At 41.9% G+C, this 20,457-nt stretch carries 24 protein-coding genes and 1 tRNA gene; all 25 read left to right on the top strand.

Annotated features, from left to right (window positions below):
* Window positions 1–146: 146 nt before the first annotated feature.
* The 25 genes from LP667_RS10680 to LP667_RS10565 all read left to right on the top strand — a co-directional run bounded on the left by LP667_RS10680 (window position 147) and on the right by LP667_RS10565 (window position 20,448).
* Window positions 147–218, top strand: a tRNA-Trp gene (locus tag LP667_RS10680).
* A 290-nt stretch (window positions 219–508) separates the two neighbouring features.
* On the top strand, window positions 509–1,375 hold the full coding sequence (locus LP667_RS10675) for a macro domain-containing protein (protein WP_225428790.1): 867 nt from the start codon (window positions 509–511) through the stop codon (window positions 1,373–1,375).
* Window positions 1,359–1,862, top strand: coding sequence for a TIR domain-containing protein (locus LP667_RS10670; protein WP_056988491.1), 504 nt, complete (start codon window positions 1,359–1,361; stop codon window positions 1,860–1,862). The genes LP667_RS10675 and LP667_RS10670 overlap by 17 nt, the downstream gene beginning before the upstream one ends.
* 165 nt (window positions 1,863–2,027) lie before the next feature.
* A complete protein-coding gene (locus tag LP667_RS16750; protein ID WP_056988492.1) occupies window positions 2,028–2,198 on the top strand; it encodes a hypothetical protein in 171 nt (56 codons plus the stop codon).
* Window positions 2,167–2,439, top strand: coding sequence for a hypothetical protein (locus LP667_RS10665; RefSeq protein WP_056988493.1), 273 nt, complete (start codon window positions 2,167–2,169; stop codon window positions 2,437–2,439). Before LP667_RS16750 ends, LP667_RS10665 begins: the two co-directional genes overlap by 32 nt.
* Window positions 2,440–2,636: 197 nt before the next feature.
* A complete protein-coding gene (locus LP667_RS10660; RefSeq protein WP_225428789.1) occupies window positions 2,637–3,506 on the top strand; it encodes a terminase small subunit in 870 nt (289 codons plus the stop codon).
* Complete coding sequence (locus LP667_RS10655; protein ID WP_056988506.1) at window positions 3,493–4,734, top strand: PBSX family phage terminase large subunit; 1,242 nt, start codon at window positions 3,493–3,495, stop codon at window positions 4,732–4,734. Before LP667_RS10660 ends, LP667_RS10655 begins: the two co-directional genes overlap by 14 nt.
* Before the next feature lie 10 nt (window positions 4,735–4,744).
* Complete coding sequence (locus LP667_RS10650; RefSeq protein ID WP_056988495.1) at window positions 4,745–6,226, top strand: phage portal protein; 1,482 nt, start codon at window positions 4,745–4,747, stop codon at window positions 6,224–6,226.
* The gene (locus LP667_RS10645) at window positions 6,183–6,479 is read left to right on the top strand and encodes a ribosomal-processing cysteine protease Prp (RefSeq protein ID WP_056988496.1); all 297 of its coding nucleotides are present in this window, start codon (window positions 6,183–6,185) and stop codon (window positions 6,477–6,479) included. Before LP667_RS10650 ends, LP667_RS10645 begins: the two co-directional genes overlap by 44 nt.
* Window positions 6,480–6,625: 146 nt before the next feature.
* Window positions 6,626–8,311, top strand: coding sequence for a minor capsid protein (locus LP667_RS10640; protein ID WP_056988497.1), 1,686 nt, complete (start codon window positions 6,626–6,628; stop codon window positions 8,309–8,311).
* On the top strand, window positions 8,286–8,564 hold the full coding sequence (locus LP667_RS10635) for a hypothetical protein (protein WP_003642815.1): 279 nt from the start codon (window positions 8,286–8,288) through the stop codon (window positions 8,562–8,564). Before LP667_RS10640 ends, LP667_RS10635 begins: the two co-directional genes overlap by 26 nt.
* 51 nt (window positions 8,565–8,615) lie before the next feature.
* Window positions 8,616–8,822 carry a hypothetical protein gene (locus LP667_RS10630; RefSeq protein WP_033611982.1) on the top strand — a complete coding sequence of 69 codons (207 nt, stop codon included), beginning with the start codon at window positions 8,616–8,618 and terminating at the stop codon, window positions 8,820–8,822.
* A gap of 171 nt (window positions 8,823–8,993) precedes the next feature.
* Window positions 8,994–9,671: a capsid assembly scaffolding protein Gp46 family protein gene (locus LP667_RS10625; RefSeq protein ID WP_033611981.1), complete on the top strand. Its 678-nt coding sequence runs from the start codon at window positions 8,994–8,996 to the stop codon at window positions 9,669–9,671.
* A 14-nt stretch (window positions 9,672–9,685) separates the two neighbouring features.
* Window positions 9,686–10,033, top strand: a complete 348-nt coding sequence (locus tag LP667_RS10620) for a hypothetical protein (RefSeq protein ID WP_056988498.1) — start codon at window positions 9,686–9,688, stop codon at window positions 10,031–10,033.
* A gap of 20 nt (window positions 10,034–10,053) precedes the next feature.
* A complete protein-coding gene (locus LP667_RS10615; protein WP_033611979.1) occupies window positions 10,054–11,076 on the top strand; it encodes a major capsid protein in 1,023 nt (340 codons plus the stop codon).
* A gap of 12 nt (window positions 11,077–11,088) precedes the next feature.
* Window positions 11,089–11,265 carry a hypothetical protein gene (locus tag LP667_RS10610; RefSeq protein WP_056988499.1) on the top strand — a complete coding sequence of 59 codons (177 nt, stop codon included), beginning with the start codon at window positions 11,089–11,091 and terminating at the stop codon, window positions 11,263–11,265.
* A gap of 11 nt (window positions 11,266–11,276) precedes the next feature.
* The gene (locus tag LP667_RS10605; protein ID WP_056988500.1) at window positions 11,277–11,609 is read left to right on the top strand and encodes a phage head-tail connector protein; all 333 of its coding nucleotides are present in this window, start codon (window positions 11,277–11,279) and stop codon (window positions 11,607–11,609) included.
* Window positions 11,609–11,968 carry a hypothetical protein gene (locus LP667_RS10600; RefSeq protein ID WP_056988501.1) on the top strand — a complete coding sequence of 120 codons (360 nt, stop codon included), beginning with the start codon at window positions 11,609–11,611 and terminating at the stop codon, window positions 11,966–11,968. The genes LP667_RS10605 and LP667_RS10600 overlap by 1 nt, the downstream gene beginning before the upstream one ends.
* Window positions 11,961–12,512, top strand: a complete 552-nt coding sequence (locus LP667_RS10595; RefSeq protein ID WP_033612159.1) for an HK97 gp10 family phage protein — start codon at window positions 11,961–11,963, stop codon at window positions 12,510–12,512. The genes LP667_RS10600 and LP667_RS10595 overlap by 8 nt, the downstream gene beginning before the upstream one ends.
* Window positions 12,512–12,877 carry a hypothetical protein gene (locus tag LP667_RS10590; RefSeq protein WP_033611975.1) on the top strand — a complete coding sequence of 122 codons (366 nt, stop codon included), beginning with the start codon at window positions 12,512–12,514 and terminating at the stop codon, window positions 12,875–12,877. Before LP667_RS10595 ends, LP667_RS10590 begins: the two co-directional genes overlap by 1 nt.
* A gap of 8 nt (window positions 12,878–12,885) precedes the next feature.
* Window positions 12,886–13,362 (top strand): phage tail tube protein, encoded by a 477-nt coding sequence (locus tag LP667_RS10585; RefSeq protein WP_080499809.1) that lies wholly within the window; start codon window positions 12,886–12,888, stop codon window positions 13,360–13,362.
* 99 nt (window positions 13,363–13,461) lie between these two features.
* The gene (locus LP667_RS10580) at window positions 13,462–13,860 is read left to right on the top strand and encodes a DUF6096 family protein (RefSeq protein ID WP_056988502.1); all 399 of its coding nucleotides are present in this window, start codon (window positions 13,462–13,464) and stop codon (window positions 13,858–13,860) included.
* Window positions 13,861–13,889: 29 nt separating this feature from the next.
* On the top strand, window positions 13,890–14,225 hold the full coding sequence (locus LP667_RS10575) for a hypothetical protein (RefSeq protein WP_224272090.1): 336 nt from the start codon (window positions 13,890–13,892) through the stop codon (window positions 14,223–14,225).
* A gap of 15 nt (window positions 14,226–14,240) precedes the next feature.
* Window positions 14,241–20,072, top strand: coding sequence for a hypothetical protein (locus tag LP667_RS10570; RefSeq protein WP_056988503.1), 5,832 nt, complete (start codon window positions 14,241–14,243; stop codon window positions 20,070–20,072).
* Window positions 20,073–20,085: 13 nt separating this feature from the next.
* Window positions 20,086–20,448, top strand: coding sequence for a DUF6711 family protein (locus LP667_RS10565; RefSeq protein WP_033611971.1), 363 nt, complete (start codon window positions 20,086–20,088; stop codon window positions 20,446–20,448).
* Window positions 20,449–20,457: the final 9 nt, after the last annotated feature.

Here is a 20,457-nt window from a genome sequence, read left to right as displayed (position 1 = left end):
CTAACCGTTGTATGTGGCGGATTAAGGTAAATACGGTATTTATTATGCTGCATGTGGTTCGATTCCACATCGCCACTTTAGACGGGCACAGGTGTACAATTTGTGTTGCCTCCTTGATTAAGTTGATATGACGGCCCGTCTGTTAAGCAGATATGATCTAATTGGCAAGATGGCGGTCTCCAAAACCGTCTATGCTGGTTCAAATCCAGCTATCTGTGTAGCCGGCGGATTTATAAGGGGTGATGCGCTTCTCTCTGCCGCCGGCATTGTCTATTAGTTAAAGCCCGGGGTCGGAACCGGGCTTTTTTTTGATACATAAATTTAGGTAATGAAAGGGAAGTTCTGATGAAAAATCTTAAGTTTATGAAACTTATTATTTCTTTAGTATTAATAATTATATCTATACTTTTATGTAATATGGATGCTTTTATATTTTCCGTTTGTTCCCTTCTTTTTGTAATAACAATGAGGTAGTATAGTGCTATACGACTTGATTGCTAGGGGGCTCATGGAAAGTATGGACGTAGGTTTTTTCAATAAGGAGTTATGGAGGTCGGTTTCAACAAGTGGGGGCTGGTTATTTGGAGTCATTGGAGCTTTGCTGTCGTTTTGTGACTTTAAAGAAATGATTAGAAGCTGGATGCTTGTCGGCTTTATTATTTTCATGATTATCTTTTACTTGTATAAATTGATCAGTGCTAATTTGATTAGAAAAATCGGGCTAAAAGTTGGAAATTCAGAAATTGTAATAAAGCAAGGAGATATATTCAGCGATAAATATTATAATAATAAGAAATTTATCAAAGTGTTCGCTTTCAATGAATATTTTGATACGAAAGTTGACGATGAAATAATTTCACATAGTTCTCTTAATGGCCAATTTATTGATAATAAGGTTGATAGTGTTTCACAACTAGATGCGTCTATTGATGGAGATTCAAGACTAGAGCATAGGCACAAATTACAAATCAATAGTGATAGACATACTGGCAAGAAAACAAAGTACGAGCTTGGATCAATTCACAAGTTTTCAGAAGATGTTTTTTTGACAGCGTTGACTCACTTTGATGAGAAAAATCGAGCATATTTATCAATTCAAGATTATGTTAAATTTTTAATTAACTTTTGGGATGAAATAGATGAGTTTTATGCTGGAAGAACGGTAGTTATAACACTTTTTGGTTCTGGAATAACTAGACTCGATCATGACAGATATGAATCTACAGAAATATTAGATACTATACTCTGGACTTTTAAGCTTCGAAGAATTAAATTTAAGAAGCCAACCAAATTAGTTATTCTCTTGGATAAAGAGACTAATAAGGAAATTAATTATTTTCAATTAAGGAGTCAATTTTATGGCCTACAGAAATAAAGTGTACGTCGCGTTTGATGGAGACGAAGATATGAATTATTATCGAATGATTCAAGCATGGGCAGCAAATACGCATGATGATTTTAAATTGAACAATGCACATGATTTAAATAAATCTTATGATGATAGTGAGGAGGAAAGTATTAAGAAACAGTTGAGAGTACGCTTTGCTAACTCAAAATTGTTTATTCTCTTATTAGGCGAGCATACTAAGAACCTTAGGAAATTTGTGAGATGGGAAATTGAGGTAGCAATAAAGTTAGAATTGCCAATAATCGTAGTTAATATTGACAAAAATAAGCGTGTAGATAGTGAACGTTTTCCAACGAAATTGAAAACTGACCTATCAATTTCTGTTCCATATTATGAGAAGGCGATTAAATACGCAATGGACAATTGGCCTGACAGCGATGCACATCACAGAAAAAATAACGAGAAAAAAATGTATTATTACCCAGATTCGGTCTATGATAATCTAGGATTATAAAATGATAAAGGTGTCTGACTTATGTCAGGCTTTTTTTGTACATATGATTAGGAGGTGTCACAATGAATATGAAAGACAATAAGGCTATTGAGGATGATTTGAAAAAAGTGAATCTAGAATTATTCGGGGTACAATATCCATTCTGTTCAAGCAACGAGGCAACTCATGGCAAAGATGATTAACACAAAATACGGCTACGTCACGCCACAAGAAGCAGAGATAGATGCCCACTTAGATAAATGGATGAAGCGTCGTGCTAAACAGCATGGCGCTTTTAGTTTGGATAAAAATAAGGAGGTACAGCATGAAAGCACAAAAGAAACCAGTAGTTATTGATTGTTTCAAATGGACGGGAGACTATGACCAAAAAGAAGATCCAGAATGGGCTTGTGAAGCCATTAAAAAAAGTGTAATCAGTTTTGAAAATAAAGGCACACCTGATGTAAAGTTAGTCATTCACACATTGGAAGGCGATATGCTTGCTGAGCGGGGTGATTACATCATCAAAGGAGTTCACGGTGAGTTTTACCCATGCAAGCCTGATATCTTTAAGCAAACTTACGACTTACTAGATTAGTGAATTACATATTAAAAATAAAGGAGGGCGAGCAAATGGTACATCATTACATGACGAAATACGACGAAAATAAGCATTCTTACGTTGTATCGTGGATTCAAATTAATTTATTCAAGCGTTGTTATTGTTTCTCAAAACGCATTAAGCAATTGAGCTAGACTAATTAATTCCAATTAATGGAGGTGTGGTGGTATGTAATGGACAAACGAAAAGCAGCGGGGAAAGATTACGCGGCCGGAATGAAGTATAAAGATATTTCGGCTAAATACGATGTACCAGTTGGAACGTTGAAATCATGGCGTACACGTGATGGCTGGAAAAAAGATGCATCCGCAAGTAAAAAGGTGCAACCAAAACGAAAAAAAGATGCACCCAAGGTTGCACCTAAAATAGTAAATGAATTAGAGGCAAATAACGAGCTGACTGAGAAGCAGAAGTTGTTTTGCCTTTTTTATTTGCAACGTTTTAATGCATCCTGGGCGTATAAAAAAGCTTATGGTTGCAGTTACGAGGTTGCGTTACGTAATGGTCCAAGAATGCTGGGAAATGCTGGAGTAAAACGCCAGCTCGCCAAGCTAAAAAAGCAGCAACGTGCCGAACTGTACGTGACTGCTAATGATATTGCCAGCGAATATGCTAAGCAGGCATTTGCCAGCCTGGGGGACGTTCTGGACTACAAAGTTCACGAAGAGACAGTGCAAGATACGGATGGAAATGTGTTCTTAGATACAGACGATAACCCAGTTAAGAAGCATGTTGCCGACATTTATTTAAAGCCCAGTGATCAAATCGATTGGTCGTTGGTGCAAGATATCCATCGTGGTAAAGATGGCTTAGTCGTTAAACTGTATGACAAGCAAAAAGCATTAGACAGTCTGGCTAAGCTTTTTTACAACGATGGTGATGTCGCTAAGCAAAAATTACGAAAGCTTAAATTCGAAGCTGATATTGTTGAAGCTAAGGCGCACATTCTTAATGATAAAGGCGATGATACTGAAACCAAAGTATCTAAATTATTAGATAAGATTGATGACGCTATTGAGGGGAATGATGATCACGATAACTAACTTGTATACATCAAAGCAAATCGATGTGATGAAAACGGTATTGCAGCGGAATGATTGGCGGCTGTTGATTAACTATGGTGCCGTTCGTTCTGGTAAAACGGTAATTGATAATGATATCTTCTTGATGGAGTTACGGCGGATACGTGCAGTGGCTGACGAGCTGGACATCGATGAGCCCATGTATATTCTAGCGGGTTATTCTAGTAAATCATTACAAAACAATGTGTTGCAAGAACTGACAAACAAATATGGAATTGATTTTAAGTTTGATAAGCACGGTTCATTCAAGCTGTTCGGCGTGAAAGTCGTTCAAACGTTTACTGGTTCAATTGCTGGGCTTGGTGCTATCCGTGGTATGACAAGCTTTGGAGCTTATGTGAATGAAGCTTCATTGGCAAACGAAGCGGTGTTTAATGAAATCCTTGATCGTTGTTCGGCACCTGATGCACGGATTATTTGTGATACTAACCCAGACGTACCAACGCATTACCTGAAGAAGAACTATATTGATAATAACGATCCTAAGGCCGGCATTGTCAGTTATCATTTTACGATTGATGACAACACTTTCTTACCGAAGGAGTATCTTGAACGCAAGAAAGCTGGTACGCCTGCAGGAATGTTCTATGATCGCTCAATTCTTGGCTTATGGGTATCTGGTGAAGGGATGGTGTACAGGGACTTTAACAAGGATACCATGGTTATTCCGCGTTCGAAGTTACCGGACAACTTAAATTACTATTGTGGCGTTGACTGGGGCTATGAGCATAAGGGAACAATCGTAGTTATGGCAGATGATCGAGACGGCAATACTTATTTAATTGAAGAACATACACGTCAGTTTGAAGAGATTGACTATTGGGTTACGATTGCCAAAGAGATTCAGGAGCGCTACGGCAAGAAATTAAAGTTCTGGGCTGATAGCGCGCGACCAGAACACGTTGCCCGGTTCCAACGTGAAGGGCTCAAAGCGTTCAACGCTAAAAAATCAGTTTTATCAGGAATTGAGTCAGTGGCTAAGTGCATGAAGCAAGGCCACTTTTTTGTTATTAAAGAAGCAATTGATGCCTTTTTAGATGAAATCTACCAGTATGTCTGGGACGAGGCTACGGGCTTACCCGTCAAGCTTAACGATGACGTAATGGACGCGTTACGGTATGCCATCTATAACACACACGAACGGCTCAAGGCACGGACAATTAAGAAGCCAAAGGGATTAAGAGGATAGAGGTGAGCGGATGCAATATGATTTGAACAAGAAGCGGGGTTCCAATGTTGCGATTGACCGTGAATTGGCCGGTAATATTGAAAACCCTAGTTTCGAAGTGATCAACTATGCTATCGATCAGCAACGGGAACGCATTGGCCGTTATAACATGTTGGAACATTACTATGAGGGCAAACAGCATATCTTAAACCGTAATCTTGAGATGGCGGCTAAGTTGGATCGTGCAGATGAAAAGGTAATGACGAACCATGCTAAATACATTACTGACATGATTACCGGTTTTACAACGGGTAATCCAGTTTCCATTTCACCGGCGAATGGCAAGGATATTAAAGCTATTACGGACGCTCAAGACCAGATGGATATTGATTCGCATAATACGGAAATGGAGAAAGATTTAAGTGTGTTTGGGTGTGCGTATGAGTTGCTTTACATTAAAAAAGTATCAGACACAACTACTGAGTTGGCAATTGAAAAAATTGATCCGCGCGGCTGCGTACTGGTAACGGATGACACGCTGGATAAAAATCCACTGTTTGGTATTTACTACGTGGAAAAGAAAGATCTACGTGGTAATGCTGATGGTTATCTAATCACTATCTATACGGCCCACTGGATTATTCAGTATCGAACCAAGACGGGACGAGTGTTATCAGATGCTAATTTAGTTAGCAAACCTAAGGCCGTTCAACACTATTTTAGTGGCGTCCCACTGATTGGGTATCGTAATAACGAAGAACGCCAAGGTGATTTTGAGCAAACGATTAGCCTAATCAACGCCTATAACGAATTACAGTCAGACCGTATCACCGATAAAAAGAACTTCGTGGATGCCTTGCTGGTAGTCTATGGCTTTACGCTAGATGAGGGCGAGGACGGTGAAGGAGCTAACTTAAAGGATGGCATCTTAGAAGCGCCTGGTAAGGGCGACCAGGGTGCTAGCGTTGAATGGTTGACCAAGAGCTTTGACGAATCACAGCTACAAGTACTTGTTAAGTCGATTAAGGATGACATTCATCAAACGTCTTACGTCCCTAACATGAATGACGAAAACTTTGCTGGGACGATTAGCGGTGAAGCTATGAAATACAAGCTGTTCGGCTTACTCCAATTGTTAGCGACTAAGCAGCGATACTTAACGCGGGGTATTCGGCAGAGACTACGCTTAATGCAGAATATTATGACGTTTAAAGGCCAGTCGGTAGACGCTTCTGGGGCAACAATTAATATAGTTCCTGATATTCCTGTCAATATGGCAGATGTCATCAATAATATTAAGAATGCTGAGGGTGTTATTCCGCAATTAGTGGCCCTCGGGTGGTTGCCTGGGACCAATGATCCGCAAGAGTTGATTAAGATGCTGGATCAGGAAAAGGAAAAAGCACTCAAGCTACAGCAGAAAGCTATGGGCGGCGAGCCTGCCACAGATAACGAGGAGGTAACTGCGGATGATTCTGGCAACGTTTCAGTTAAACAAAAAGCAGGTAGTTAGTTATCAGATAACGGGCCACGCGAATAGTGCTATTAAGGGCCATGACCTAGTTTGTGCTGCTGTTTCGGTGCTTGGTCAAGCCATCACTAATGAGCTATCTAACGCCACTGTTAACGAAAGTGGTGGCTTGTTTATTGGATTGATTGAGCCCAGTGCTGATAACAAAGTTCTGTGTGAGACCTTATTACACGGACTACAAGATATTTCAGCACAATATCCTCAGAATTTGCAAGTGGTGGTGAAGGGCAATTAACTCAGAATTGAATAAAATCATTAAAACGATTGGTGTATTTGTGATCGTGATAATTAAAATGCTGGGATTAGTTTCGCTTGGATGGAAGCCAATTACAGGCATTTTAATTTTGCTGTATTTGATTTTATAAGCTCGGAGGTGTAGGAGTGGCGGATGACAAACGCAAGTTAAGTTACTGGCAACTGCGAGCCGTTCAGAGCGAACAGAAATCACATGATGCTGCAACCAAACAAGCGACTATCATTGCGAGGGCGTACATGCGTGCTCAGAACTATTTGACTGGTGAGGTATCACAGATATATAAAAGATATTTTACAGATGGTAAAATGACGGGGTCCGAGGCGCAGCAAATTCTTAACACGAAAGTCAGTCCGACTGAACTAGTAACGTTGCGGGCTCTGGCTGATAATATCAATGATAAAGAGTCGAAGAAGCAGGTTACCAACTATCTATCACGGATGGCAGCTAAGGGCCGTATTACCAGATTGGAAGAGCTCAAGGCTAAGAGCTACATTGCGGTGAAACAAGCGGCATCTGTTGAGATTGAGAAGTCCACGGACCTTTATACCAGGGTAATTCAAGAAGCACTTGATCAGGCAACTAACGAGAGTATTATAGGTGGCTTTGATAAAGACGTCATTCTTCCGGGCGTGAGCGCTGATAGTCAGCCTAAAATGCACACTAGAACTATCTTTGACCCTAAAACGGGTAAAGAGATGGTAACAGTTAAAGTGAACCCAGACGAACCAATAACACGGTTTAAAGAGTTGTCAGGGAAGTACGTTAAGGCTACATTAGATGCGCCGTTTAAAGGCAAGAACTACTCTAAACGGATTTGGCATAACACGGACCAACTAGCCGACCGACTTAGTGAACTATTCACTGCACAGCAAATGAGCGGTATGCGTGAACGTGACATGGTGCAAGCTTTAGCTAAGGAGTTTGGAGCTAGCAGCTACAATACACGACGATTGATTAGAACAGAAGCCAACTACTTTCATAATCAAACGAAGCTCAATGAATGGAAAAAGCGTGGTGTTAAAACGTACCAACTGGTTGCTGTGCTAGATATGCGAACGTCAAAGATTTGTCGAAATATTGATGGGCGAATATTTAATGTGAATGAAGCGGAAGTAAACGTAAATTTTCCACCGTTGCATCCGTTTTGCCGAACTGTTGCGATCATCTATTTGTCAGATAGCAAGTACATGCTACCACGGACGGCGAATGATCCAATTACTGGTGAAAAGCTCAAGTTGAAGCCTGATGCTACTTATCAAAATTGGCGCCAGGCAGTAATCTTAAAGCATGGTCGGCAAGCTTTCGATAATTTGGATAATCAAATTGGAAATCGTCGGTATGATTCTACCCAGTATGATGAATACAAACGGATTTTAGGTGCAGATAACGTACCCGAAACATTCGAAGATTTTCAGACGATGAAGTATAATGACAGTGATAGTTACCAAAGCCTGTTGAAAGTAGCGCGCGAGGTTCGACGCGAACAATTTTCGTTGAACAATGTACACAATTTTGGTGAGGTGCACGGTGTTCCGTATCAACAGGAAGCTAACTCAGTTTTTGACCGTTATGTCGATGGGCAACTAGTTGCGCGAAGATATTATGGTAAGACTGGAAAGGCCCGGCTGGACATTGATTTTACCGACCATGGTAATGCCAAAATACACACGATTGTGCCGCATGCGCATTCCTGGTTACACGTTACAAAGAAAAATGGCAAGGTTGTTCCCCGGCGTGAAGAACCTGGGCGGAAATTAACGATTGCAGAAAGGATTGTGAATAAAGATGGTGGTAAGACGAGTAAAAGCTGATTCGGATCACTTAGAGTCTTTGGAGCAACTTCGATTTGCATTAGATGTTCGTATGGAGGTTCAAATCAAAATCAATGATGTTGAGTGGTACATTGGTTTTGATAGTGAGGGCAAACGTATCATTTCTAAAGATAATGGTGATTTTGATTATCACTTCAAAGATACTGACGATGTTGATGAGATTCTTGATTATGTAATTGATGGCAAGAAAATCCGTGACCAATGGCAAGATATCGTTATTGTTGCAATGTAGGGCGTTCAATCATTTTGATTGGGCGTTTTTTAGTACGACGAGGAGAATATCATGAGTAAAGAGAATTCGGATTTAATGCGTTATACCGAGATGGCAATGAAAGGCCTGGCTTTTGATGATGACACGGAGCAAGGCTTTAAGCTCATGACGGATGCATTTCTAACATGTTATGAAGAAGCACTTAATAAAGGATATGACCAAGTAACAGCAATACAAACCGCCACGATGATCCTTTCGACAATGTTCCATCAGGATTAGCATGATGACCTGAGCACGTCGCTAAACTACTCAAACTAAATAGCATGCGTGGGTCTGATAATGACGCCACGGTCAATTTAGCACAATGTGTGGGGCTCTTAGAGTAATGCACGGGGTGCTTTTTTTGTGGCCTGAGTTATCGGAAATGCGTGGGCATGGAGGAATTTAATTATGAAGAAGCTACTCAAACTAAAGATGAATTTACAGATGTTTGCTGACGGTGATAATGGAACTGGCGGGGATGAAGGTGGCAATCAGACGGCTGATAGCACGCCTAACACAACCGACGCCAATCAAAATAGCAACAATGACGACTTCAATCAAGACAATCAGGCAGATACGCCGTTTAAATCGTTTGCTAGCGAAAAAGACTGGCAATCAAGTGTTGATAAGCTGATTGCTTCGGCAATTAAAACACATGATGAAAAACAGGCTAGTGAAGCTCAGCAGCAAAAAGATTACGACAAGATGACTGACCTGGAAAAGGCCAACTATGATAAAGACCAATTAACCAAGCAACTTGCCGACGCTAATCGTGCAACCGCCATTAGTAACAACAAGGCATCCGTTACCGCTAAGTTAGGTGCGGATGATCTACCCACTACGCTTATCGCGGCATTTAGTGATGATGTGCTTGCAGATGAAAAAGGTGTTGAGGAAGCTTATACCAATATCACTAAGGCATTTAAAGAAAGTTTACAAAAGGCGATCGATGGTCGGATTGCAGCATCTGGTACAACGTTACCGGGGACGAACACCACTGTAAACAAGTCCGAAGGAGCGGCCGTGGCGGAAGAATTAAATAACTCACAGCAACCGGCGAAGTCCAGTCTGTGGACGACAAAATAAGGAGGTACTAGGTTATGGCCTATGTATTGGATAAAGGAACAGTAGAACAAAAGAATTTCATGGCGTCTGAAAAGTTTGTATCATTTTCACGTCAAGTTGATGATACTAGCTATGCAGTAACTACGGACAAATTTGGTCACAAAGTCATTCCAGCGGGTACTATTTACCCGACTAATGACGCTAAAGCCGAAGGCATCACGATTGACGAAGCTGACGTAACACACGGTGCTCAAATGGTCGGTGTAATTGTAGAAGGTTACCTATTGGGGCAACGATTACCAGTAGCTCCAGCGACAGATGCTATTACCGCATTGAAGAAGATTACGTTTACTGATACTGACGCTACTACGGCGCAAGCTTAAATAAAGGAGGAGAATAACAAATGGCTCAAATTTCAGATTTATTTACGCAACATGATCTAATCGACTACACCTTGAATCGTCAATATCCAGACATGCGAGGGGATGAACTTTTCCCGGCTATCAAGGTCAATTCCCTGACTATTGATATTTTGAAACGCCAAAACCGTATTCCGGTAATTGCTTCTTATGCAGCCTTTGACAGTGAAGCCGAAATCGGTAGTCGTTCCGCAGAAGGAGCCGCTATTGAATTGGCATTGATTAAACGTAAAATGCAAATTAAGGAACAAGATTTATATGCTATGTTGAATCCACGTTCTGCGGCAGAAGCCAGTTACTTAAAGCAACACGTATACAATGACTTTGATGTGCTTAACCAAGGCGTTTTGGCCCGGCTTGAAAAAACTGCAATGGATGTGCTTGCTACAGGTAAGACTGAGTTAACGGATGAAAGCGGCAAAGTAGTTATTAATCTTGATTATCAAGTTCCAACAGAACACCAAGAGGCCTTAACTGGAGCTGCTACCTGGGATAATGCTGACGCGGATATCCTCAAAAATATTACAGATTGGTGCGATAAGATGGATATTACGCCAACGCGTGCATTGACTAGTCGTAAGATTTATCGCTTAATTACGACAAATGCGAAGGTTTTACAAGCCGTATATGGTAACTCCACTCGGGCACTTGGGCAGGCTGACTTTGATACTTTCATGCAGGCACAAGGCTTACCAATCTTTCGGACTTATGATCAGAAATATACTCAAGTCGGAAAAGATGGCAAGATTACCAAAAGCCGTTACTTCCCAGAAAATCGACTTGTCTTAATGAACGATGATCCCATCGGTAACAAAGTATTTGGCCCAACTCCGGAAGAATTGGCACAGTTTAGTGGGACTGCACAAATTAATTCCGTGGGTAACGTGTATGACATGATCTACACAAACTCTATGGATCCAATTGGTACTTGGGAAAAGGCTTCTGCGGTTGCTTTACCATCATTTGCCGCTGCGGATGAAGTGTTCCAAGCTCAGGTTTTAGTCTAGGAGTGATTGATAATGAAGGTTCGCGTTAAAGATTTCCCGGTTCGGTACAAGGATACTCGATATGAAAAAGGTGATGAGCTCAACATTGCGCAAGACGCGTTCAATGATGAGCTTTTTGTTTGTCTTGATAAGCAGAAGGATGAGAAAACCACCGATAATACTGAGTCAGAAACTGAAGATGAAGAATAGGGGGTGACAATATGGCTAAGCCAAGCCCACCGGATAAGGCGGGACAATTGATAAAACTGTATGCGCGATTGGGTGTTAAGAAAGATACGCCGGATGCTGCAATGATTGATGATATCTTCGACGATGCTGTTCAAACGTGCTTGGATTATACCCAGTCTACGCTCTCAACACCGATTCTAATTCAGGCAAAACGTCTTGCCATTATCATGTACAACGAGCAAGGGACAGAAGGTGAAGCATCTCGTTCAGAGGGCGGTGTTTCTCAATCGTTTGAGTTGGGACTACCTAACATAATTAAAACTGCATTAGCGCCCTATCGTGTTGCGAAAACGAGGCGATTCTAATGCGTCTTAGGCTAACAGGTCTCACGACTGTTTATTTGAGACAGAGGCAGGCCGGTAAAGATGATGAAGGCAATGTCATTACGGCGGGATGGAGTACTCCTATAGCGGTAAAAATGAATATTCAAGCTGCAGGCGGTGCTGTTAATGCGCAGCTTTGGGGCAAGGAGCTCAAGTACATCAAGTCTGGCAAGTATCAGGGTGATGACATCAATGAGGGTCAGCAAGAGAATTGGGGAGTTTGCGTCAATGTTGATAAGGATGATGAACCTGATTACGTTATAAATTCAATTCAAACGTTTAGTACGCACAAGAATATCACTTTGGAGCAATGCAATCGAGATGATGGGTCTAATGACTGAGATTGAATGGAAAGGCTATGACAAATTGAAGGCACAGCTTGGCAAACTTCCTGAGGTAGTGCACGACGCTGTTTGGGATGCTACGTTCGATGTCGTTGAAAAGGCTGAGGGTTATGCTGTCAAAGAGCTACAATCCAGTGTTAAATATGGCAATGGTGAGCTAGTCCGTAGCATTAAATATGAGGTCGTTAACAAAGATGGCGAGATTGTTGGTCGCGTTTGGTCAGATGATCCAGTAGCACTGTTCCGTGAACTTGGTACTGGTCGAGTTGGTGAAGAGTCCGAGAAAGACTTGCCTGATGGCTTTACTCCCATGTATAGGCAAACACCGTGGTTTATTCCAGCAGATGACGTTGATACAGATCTCAATGAATTGTACGGAATGCCCAAAGTTGAAATTAATGGTCGGCAATTTTATCGCACGAACGGGCAACCAGCCCGGCAATTCATGACACCAGCTGTTAAACAAGCTAGTCAAGAAGCTCCAGAAATAATTAAGACCAGTGTGGAGACGGCTCTGCATCACAAGTTAGGGGGCAGTTGATGGTAATCGTTAATGTTAAGTCATTAGTCTATCAATCGTTAATGGCTATACCAGAAATTAAGCAGGTATCAACTACTTATCCAGACAGCCTGACTGTGTTCCCAACAGCTGTTTACAACACGTCACATAAGGCCTATTTTCGTGACGCTGATCAGCAAGAATTGCAGACAGCATGGACTATTACGATTGATCTGTTTTTAAAAGAAGGAAGTACGACAATTATTACGAATAAGCTCATGTCATCGTTTGGTGATATGGGCTTTTCTAGTGATGTTGGTGATAGCAATTTAGCGGGCGTGAATCGCACTGTACTGCGATTCACTGGTGTAGTTGATAATGTGAGTCATCGCGTATTTGAAAGTTGAAAGGATGATTGAAATTGAAAAAGAAGTTAACTGTATTTGATTTACAACGATTTGCAGCAGATGCTAGTGCCGGGCTTGCCGGAACTGGAACTAAATTAGAAATGTCAACGGATGGGACTAAGTTCGAAGAAATTGGCGGTGTTAAGACAATTCCTGACATGGGTTCAGATCCAGAAAATATTGATGTGACCGATTTGTCAGATACGAAAAAGAAGTCGGTGCCTGGGATTGAAAATACGTCAACGCTCGCATTCACCTTTGTGTATAAGGGGGCTAACTTCGCGACGGCCTTAACGCACAATGGTGACAACAAGCAATATAAATGGCAGGTAACTTATCCAGATGGTATGACCGCTACTTTCACTGGCTCATATACAGTCAAGATGGGTAACGTTGCCGTCAACGGTGCGCTTGAATACACGATTTCAATTATCGTGTCAGACGGTCCAGATTTTGCGACGGCCAGTAGTAGCGCCGGAGCCTAGAACAATTATATTTTATCCAGATAGTAAATAACTTGAGTAAGAGACGAGTAAGCCAGCTGGCTGATATGAGACGAATAATAAAAATGGAGGAATTACGTTATGACAGTAAAGAAAGCAACTAAGAAGTTTGAAATGGGTGGATTACAACTTGAATTGAAGTTAACAGGCCGTGATGTTTTGAATATTGAAAAACGCTTGGGTAAATCTATGATGTCGCTCTTTATGAGTGCGGATGGCGGAATGAAATTGCCACCATTGAATGAAATGCTTATCGTATTGCAAGGAGCGAACCAAACTCACGGAGTTACTGATAACGACATTTTTGCTGCTTTTGAAAAATATTTTGATGAAGGCCATGCCCCAATGGATTTATTTACAGTGTTAACAGATTTATTCCAAGAATCAGGTTTTTTCGGCAAGACAGCTTCGGCTTCGAAGACGAATACGGAATCGGAGGTCACTCTGGACAGCGAACCGACAACAGAGACGACATTCTAAATAATAACTATCGGACGGTTTCCGAGTTATTGCTTGCTATTTATCCGTTAGCCGTACAATCAGGGATTGATTCTGATCGCTTTTGGGAGCTTGATTTCGGTGAGTTGATGGTACAAATAATTGCGAACAATCGTAACCGTATGGATGATATGCGGATGAGAGCAGTAATGGACCATAAGCAGGCTGAGATGATGGCGTTTGCCTTGAATGACCCTAGCAAAATGCCATCGGTTGAAGAGGCATATCCATTTATTAAAACGGTGACTAAATCGGTAGCAGAGCCAGAATGGAAGCAGGATCAATTACTGTTAATGCAACAGTCGCAAAAGATTAAGACAGCCCGAAAATTCAAAAAAACTACATAGGAAGGGGGAAACAACGTGGAACTTGAAGAAATTGAAATGCTATTTAAAGTGAACACCGAACAAATGGAAGAACAGTTTGCCAAGGTTCAACCGATGATTGATAAATTGATGGGGAAGACCGCTGATAGTGCGAAGTCCGGTATGGACAAGACCGAGCAGTCGATGGACGTTTCTAAAGGTGTTCAAAAGTTGCAAGACCAGTTGTCCGGGTTGAACGAGACTATCAAAACTGCATTCGAACGAATGAGTAGCTCGACATCTACCGGGGCTAGTAAGGTCAACCAGAATGCTGGCAAGATGTTTACCGGTAGCCGGATTAAGGTAAAACAGGACCTACAGGCCATGCTGAGTGATATCAATGCAAAGATGGATCAGGCCCGAGCTGCTCAAGCCAAGATGCGTGACCTAATGAATCAAAAAACGTCCTTGAATACCGCTCAACAGAATGGGACGCAAGGAATTAAAATTGATAATCAGGTTGCGTCCGCTCAAGCTCAGATGACGCGTTATCAAAACCAAGCTAAAGCCCTAGCCCAATCAATGCGACAAGAATTTAAAGCGGTGCCGGACTCACTACGGCAGATTTCTAAAGCTATGGATCAAAACGAAGTTAAAATTGAAACCTATCGGCGTCAGTTGAAGGCGTTGCAGGGCTCCTATCGTGATGTTCAGGATTCTATGAAGACGATGGGTGCCAGCGACCGGCTGACCAAGCAAAGCACGGCACTTGAAAAGAGCATCATGAGCACACGCGATAAGATGAACAAGCTCATTAATTCCAATGATAGTCTGAACAAGAGCTATGCTTATGTTTCTGATCGTGGTGACGAACTTAAATCTGTAATTGGTAAGCTCAATACTGAGATGGGTGAATCCGGGACGGCTGCTACACGAGCGGCAGGTTCGTATAATCGTTTCGGCAGTGCGGCAAGTAGCGCAATGAATAAAGCATCAGGTTCCGGTAAGGGGCCTTCTAATTGGTTCAGTCGCATTAGCAACGGTATTCAAGGTGCCACAAGCCGGATACGTAATTTTGGAAATAGTAGTAGTTCTTCAATGAACAAAGCCTCTTCTAGTGCTAGGCGGACCAGCGGGGCACTGGGCGGCATTGTCCAGCAGTTGAAGTACCTCCCATCACAATTAATCGTATTTGGGTTGCTGTACCAAGGCTTGACGCAACTTGCTACTGGGATGATGACAGCATTTAAGACGAACGCGCAGTTTGCAAGTAGTCTGAATCAAATCAAGGTCAATTTACTGACAGCATTCTATCCGATTTATAACTTTGTTCTTCCGGCTGTGAATGCGTTAATGTCATCATTATCTAAAGCCACATCATGGTTGGCACAGTTCACATCAGCACTAACGGGTATGAGTTACTCTAAAGCCCGGCAAGGTGCGCAGGGGCTTTATGAGCAGTCTAAGGCACTTAATGATACGGCCTCCGCTTCTAGTAAAGCATCTGCGTCTGTTAAGAAAGCTAATGAAGAGATTCGAAAGCAAAACGCTGCCCAGGCAAAGTCGGTTCGTGAGGCTAATGCACAAATACGCGCTCAAAATCAAGCTCAAGCAGCCTCAGTTCGTGAAGCAAATCGACAAATTGCTGAGTCTAACAAACAAGGTGCGGCCAAGGTTCGTGCTGCTAATGCAGCAATTGAGGCTGCAAATAAACGGTCCCAGGCCTCAATGGAAGCAACCAAGAAAAAGAATAAAGAGCTCATGCAATCTTTGATGGGATTTGATGAACTGAATGTTCTTGATAAGAGCAATGATGCTGAAGACTACTCTTACGATAAAAAGCCTAAAGAGACTTTTACTCCACAGGAAACACAAACGGCACCAGACTCAACACCAACACAAAACGCACCGGAAAGTACACCACTGCAATCGACGGATGGTACTGATGCTGGAGCTGGCGATGATGGTGTCAATTTCGGCGTACCATTAGGTCAGTCATTCAACAGTGCAACTGATGCAGCTAAAAAACTGCAAAAAATTTTAGGTGAGCTGTTTGACCCAATGAAGGCAGCTTGGGATGCCAAGGGTAAGTCAGTAGTGAATGCAGCTAAATATGCTTGGAAAGAGGTTGAACGAGCGCTAAGCGATGTTGGGCGATCGTTTATGCATGTATGGGATAACGGTACTGGTCAGAAAACAGTAGAAGCTATCTTACAATTGTTAGCAGACATGCTTAATATTATTGGCGATATTGCCAAAGCTTTCTCACAAGCATGGGAAGGTGGCGGCGGTCGTGGTACTAAGCTAGTCCAAATCATTTTTAATTCGCTAAATAATGTATTGAAACTGATACATGATATTGCCACTTCATTCCGTAGTGCATGGAATGGCGGCAATCTGGGCGAACGGATTTTTGCCAATCTCATTACGCTGGTGACAAATTTAGTCGGGCTGATTGGTGATATCGCTAAGGCGTTTGATAATGCATGGAATCATGGCAACGCTGGTACCAAGCTTATTCAATCAATTTTAAATGCATTGAACGCTGTAATAAAAGTGCTTAATAATATTGCAGTAGCATTTCGTAATGCTTGGAATAGTGGTGCGGGTGAGAAGATTGCATCAAATCTCTACAAGATATTCACAAATATTTTTAATACTATTAGTGCACTTGGCGGTCAATTTGATAAGGCTTGGCAACATGGTGGCGTTGGTACATCTATTTTTAAAACGCTGCTCGGTATGGTTAATGACATGTTGGGTGCGTTAAATGACATGTCAGGAGCAACAGTTAAGTGGGCTTCTAAACTTGACTTTACGCCCTTACTGCAATCGATTGATAGATTACTAAAAGCGATTAGACCAGTAGTCAAAGACGTATGGAATGGTTTGGATTGGGGATATCAGAATATCCTGTTACCATTGGCCAAATACACGATTACCAATTTAATTCCAACGTTCTTTGATGCATTATCTGCGGCACTTAAATTAGTACACAGCATTATTCAAGCTTCACAGCCAGCCTTTAAATGGATATGGGATTCGTTTCTTAAGCCATTAGCAAAGTGGACTGGTGGAGTTATCGTTGGCATGCTTAAGAAGTTAGCAGATGCATTAGGTGGGATTTCCAGTTGGGTAGATAAACACCATACGGCCGTTGAAGCAATGGCGAAAGTCTTAGTAACTATGTTTGCATTTAAAGTAACAATGACGGGGCTAAGTAATGGAATAGGACTACTTGGAAAATTAGCTGACAAAGCGGCTATTATTGGTGGTAAAGGGCATGTTCTCAGAGACTTTTTTAAAGGGATTACTGGAATTGATAAGCTAGAAGAAGCTGTTGGCAGCGTGAAGACATTATGGTCGCTTGCAAAAATGAAGTGGTCAGATTATGCTACTGCATTAGCAGATGGTTGGAAGGCGCTCAAGAGTTGGTCTGTGTGGTCTAAACTGGCTGCTGTTGGTCAAGCTGCATTGAATGTAGTTATGGACGCGAATCCAGTAGCATTAGTGGTATTGGCTATCGCTGCATTAGTTGCTGGATTCGTCGCGCTATACAAACATAATAAGAAATTTAGAGATTTTTGTAATTCTGTGTGGAAGAATATAACCAAATGGTTTGGAGATTCAATCGATTGGATCTCTAAAAATTGGACTAAAATAATTGGTTTTATTATTAATCCGGTTGGCACGATTGCTTCCTGGTTCCTTAAAGATACAAAAACAGGTAAGAATATTCTTAAATGGGCATCGAAATTACCGGGTAAAGCCTCCGATTGGGCTAAGAGTGTTGGTAAAAAGGTTGGGACCCATATAACTAATGCTAAGAAGGATTTCCAACAAGCAGGAAAGAATATTGGTAATTGGACTACTGGGTTTGTTGGCGGTGCTAAGAGAACTGTTAACACTTGGGCATCGAATATTGGCAACGGTGTTCACAAGAAAGTCTCTGATGGTAAAAAGGCTGCTCAAGAAGCGGGTAAAAAGATTGGTAACTGGACGTCTGAGTTTACGAGCAAATCTAAAGGTGCAATCGTCGGTATTCGAAAATGGGCATCAAATATTGGTAGTAATGTTAATACTAAAGTTGAAGATGGCAAACGATTAGCCAAGAATGCGGGTAGTAAGTTAGGTTCATGGGTTAATAACTTTAGAACTGGCGCAAGTAAGACTGTCTCTAGTTGGGCTGGAAGTTTAGGCTCGAAGACTAATTCTGGAATGGGGAGTTCTAGGACGGCTGCGTTAAGAGCCGGTACTCAGTTAGGTAATTGGGTTGCCTCGTTTAGAACTGGTACGGGTAAAACAATTGCAAAATGGGCCGGTGGTTTAGGCGGTAAAATTGGTGGCGGTCTTTCATCTGGTTGGAAGTCTGTAAAAAAGGGTTCTGCGGATGTTGCTAATGCAATTATTGGTACGATTGGAAAAGCCGTTAATGGCGTTATCGATGGCATTAAATGGATTCTCAATCACGTAGGCGCCTCCAGCAAAGCAAAATCATTGAGCCACTGGAGCGTGCCTTCATTTGCAACTGGTGGTCGCCATAAAGGTGGTCCAGCAATCGTTAATGATCAGGTTGGTGATAAGTATCGTGAAGCATACAAGTTACCAAATGGACGAACAGGTCTTTTCCCAGCCGTTCGCAATATGATGGTCAATCTTCCAAGAGGAACTCAAATTCTCAATGCGGCACAAACGGCTCGTAAAGCAACAGCAATGGTGCCACGCTATGCTGGTGGTATTGGAGACTTTGATTTTGACTTTTCAAGTATCGGTAACTTCAATTTGCCAAGTTTCAACTTTAGCATGCCAAATTTTGGTGATTTGTTCAGTGGTATAGGGGACAGTGTAGGCAGTTTTGCCGATGGTGTGAAAGATACGGCAAGTGATATTTGGGACGATGTCACGCACCCTGAAAAAGTATTGAAAGCTGCTATGAACAAGTTTGTTAAATTTACCGGTTTAGGCGGCTATCCGCTAGATGTTGCTAAAAGTATGGTGGATTTTAGTGTTGATAGCGCTAAAAGTTGGGTCGGTAAGATTCTCAAAGAATACGGCGAGAGCGAAGGACCAAATGGTGGATCAATCACTCATTCAATGATTAGTCGCGCACTAGAGATGACCAAAGTTCCTAAATCGCGGTGGTCAAAGATGCAACACGATATCATTGAAGTAGCTAAGTCAGAAACTGGGAATCGAAATATTACGCAGACAATTACTGATGTGAACTCGCTAGCTGGTAATCCTGCAGGTGGACCACTACAGTATGTCAAGTCAACATTTGATGCATTTGCTTTCCCTGGACATCATAACTTTAGATCATCATTTGACCAAGTATTGGCTTATCTGAACAACTCTGATTACTACAATGCTGCTGGCCACACAGTCATTTGGGGCACGCCTAAATTTGATTGGTTGCACAGTGGACCGATTGGGCACCGCCGTTTTGCTAATGGTGGTCTTGTTGATGCTCATCAAATGATTGAGATTGCTGAGCAGAATAGACCAGAAATGGTCTTGCCACTGACTAACGTGCCACGTTCAATGCAGCTGATTAGGCAGGCACTAAGATTCATGGGACAAACGTTCAGTGATGGCCTACAAATGCCTACAGCTTTAACTCAGTCGATGGATATGAGCAACCTGGCTAGTCAGCCAAGTAGTACAAGTACACAGAGTATGAATAGTGGTGGCATTAACGAGCTTGGAACAAGCATCGTTAACGCGCTTGTACAGGGCTTACAAATGACAAATGTTGGCGGCAGTATGAATAACCAACCAATCAATGTGAACTTGACGTTGCAAGTTGGTGATGAGAAGTTCGGTAATGCTGCCATTAAAGGCATTAACGGGGTAAATCAGAAGAATGGAAAAAACATGTTGAGACTATAGGAGATGATTACGATTGACATATTCACTGAAGATTGGTGGGACAGTGGTTAAAGCACCACAGTCCCTAGAAGTTGCAATCCAAGATATCGATGCAAAAGCATCACGTGACGCGAATGGGCTTTTGCATCGAGACCGTGTCGCAATCAAACGCAAGTTAACAGTAAAATGGGGGCCGCTAACACTGGTCGAGAATAGCACAATACTAAAAGCTGTCTCTGGACAGTTTTTTTCTTGCAGTTATTTAGACCCACAAGAAGGTGCAGTAGTGACCAAAACATTTTATGTTGGTGATCGGACTGCACCGATTTATACACTTAATCCAGTGACATCAGATTATATTTGGCAAAATGTTTCAATGGATTTCATTGAACAGTAGGAGGGTGAA

Origin of the sequence: Lactiplantibacillus paraplantarum (genome assembly GCF_003641145.1) — a bacterium.
GTDB lineage: Bacteria > Bacillota > Bacilli > Lactobacillales > Lactobacillaceae > Lactiplantibacillus > Lactiplantibacillus paraplantarum.
The sequence above is the reverse complement of the archived record's forward strand: the minus strand, read 5'-3'. Positions and strand labels throughout refer to the sequence as shown.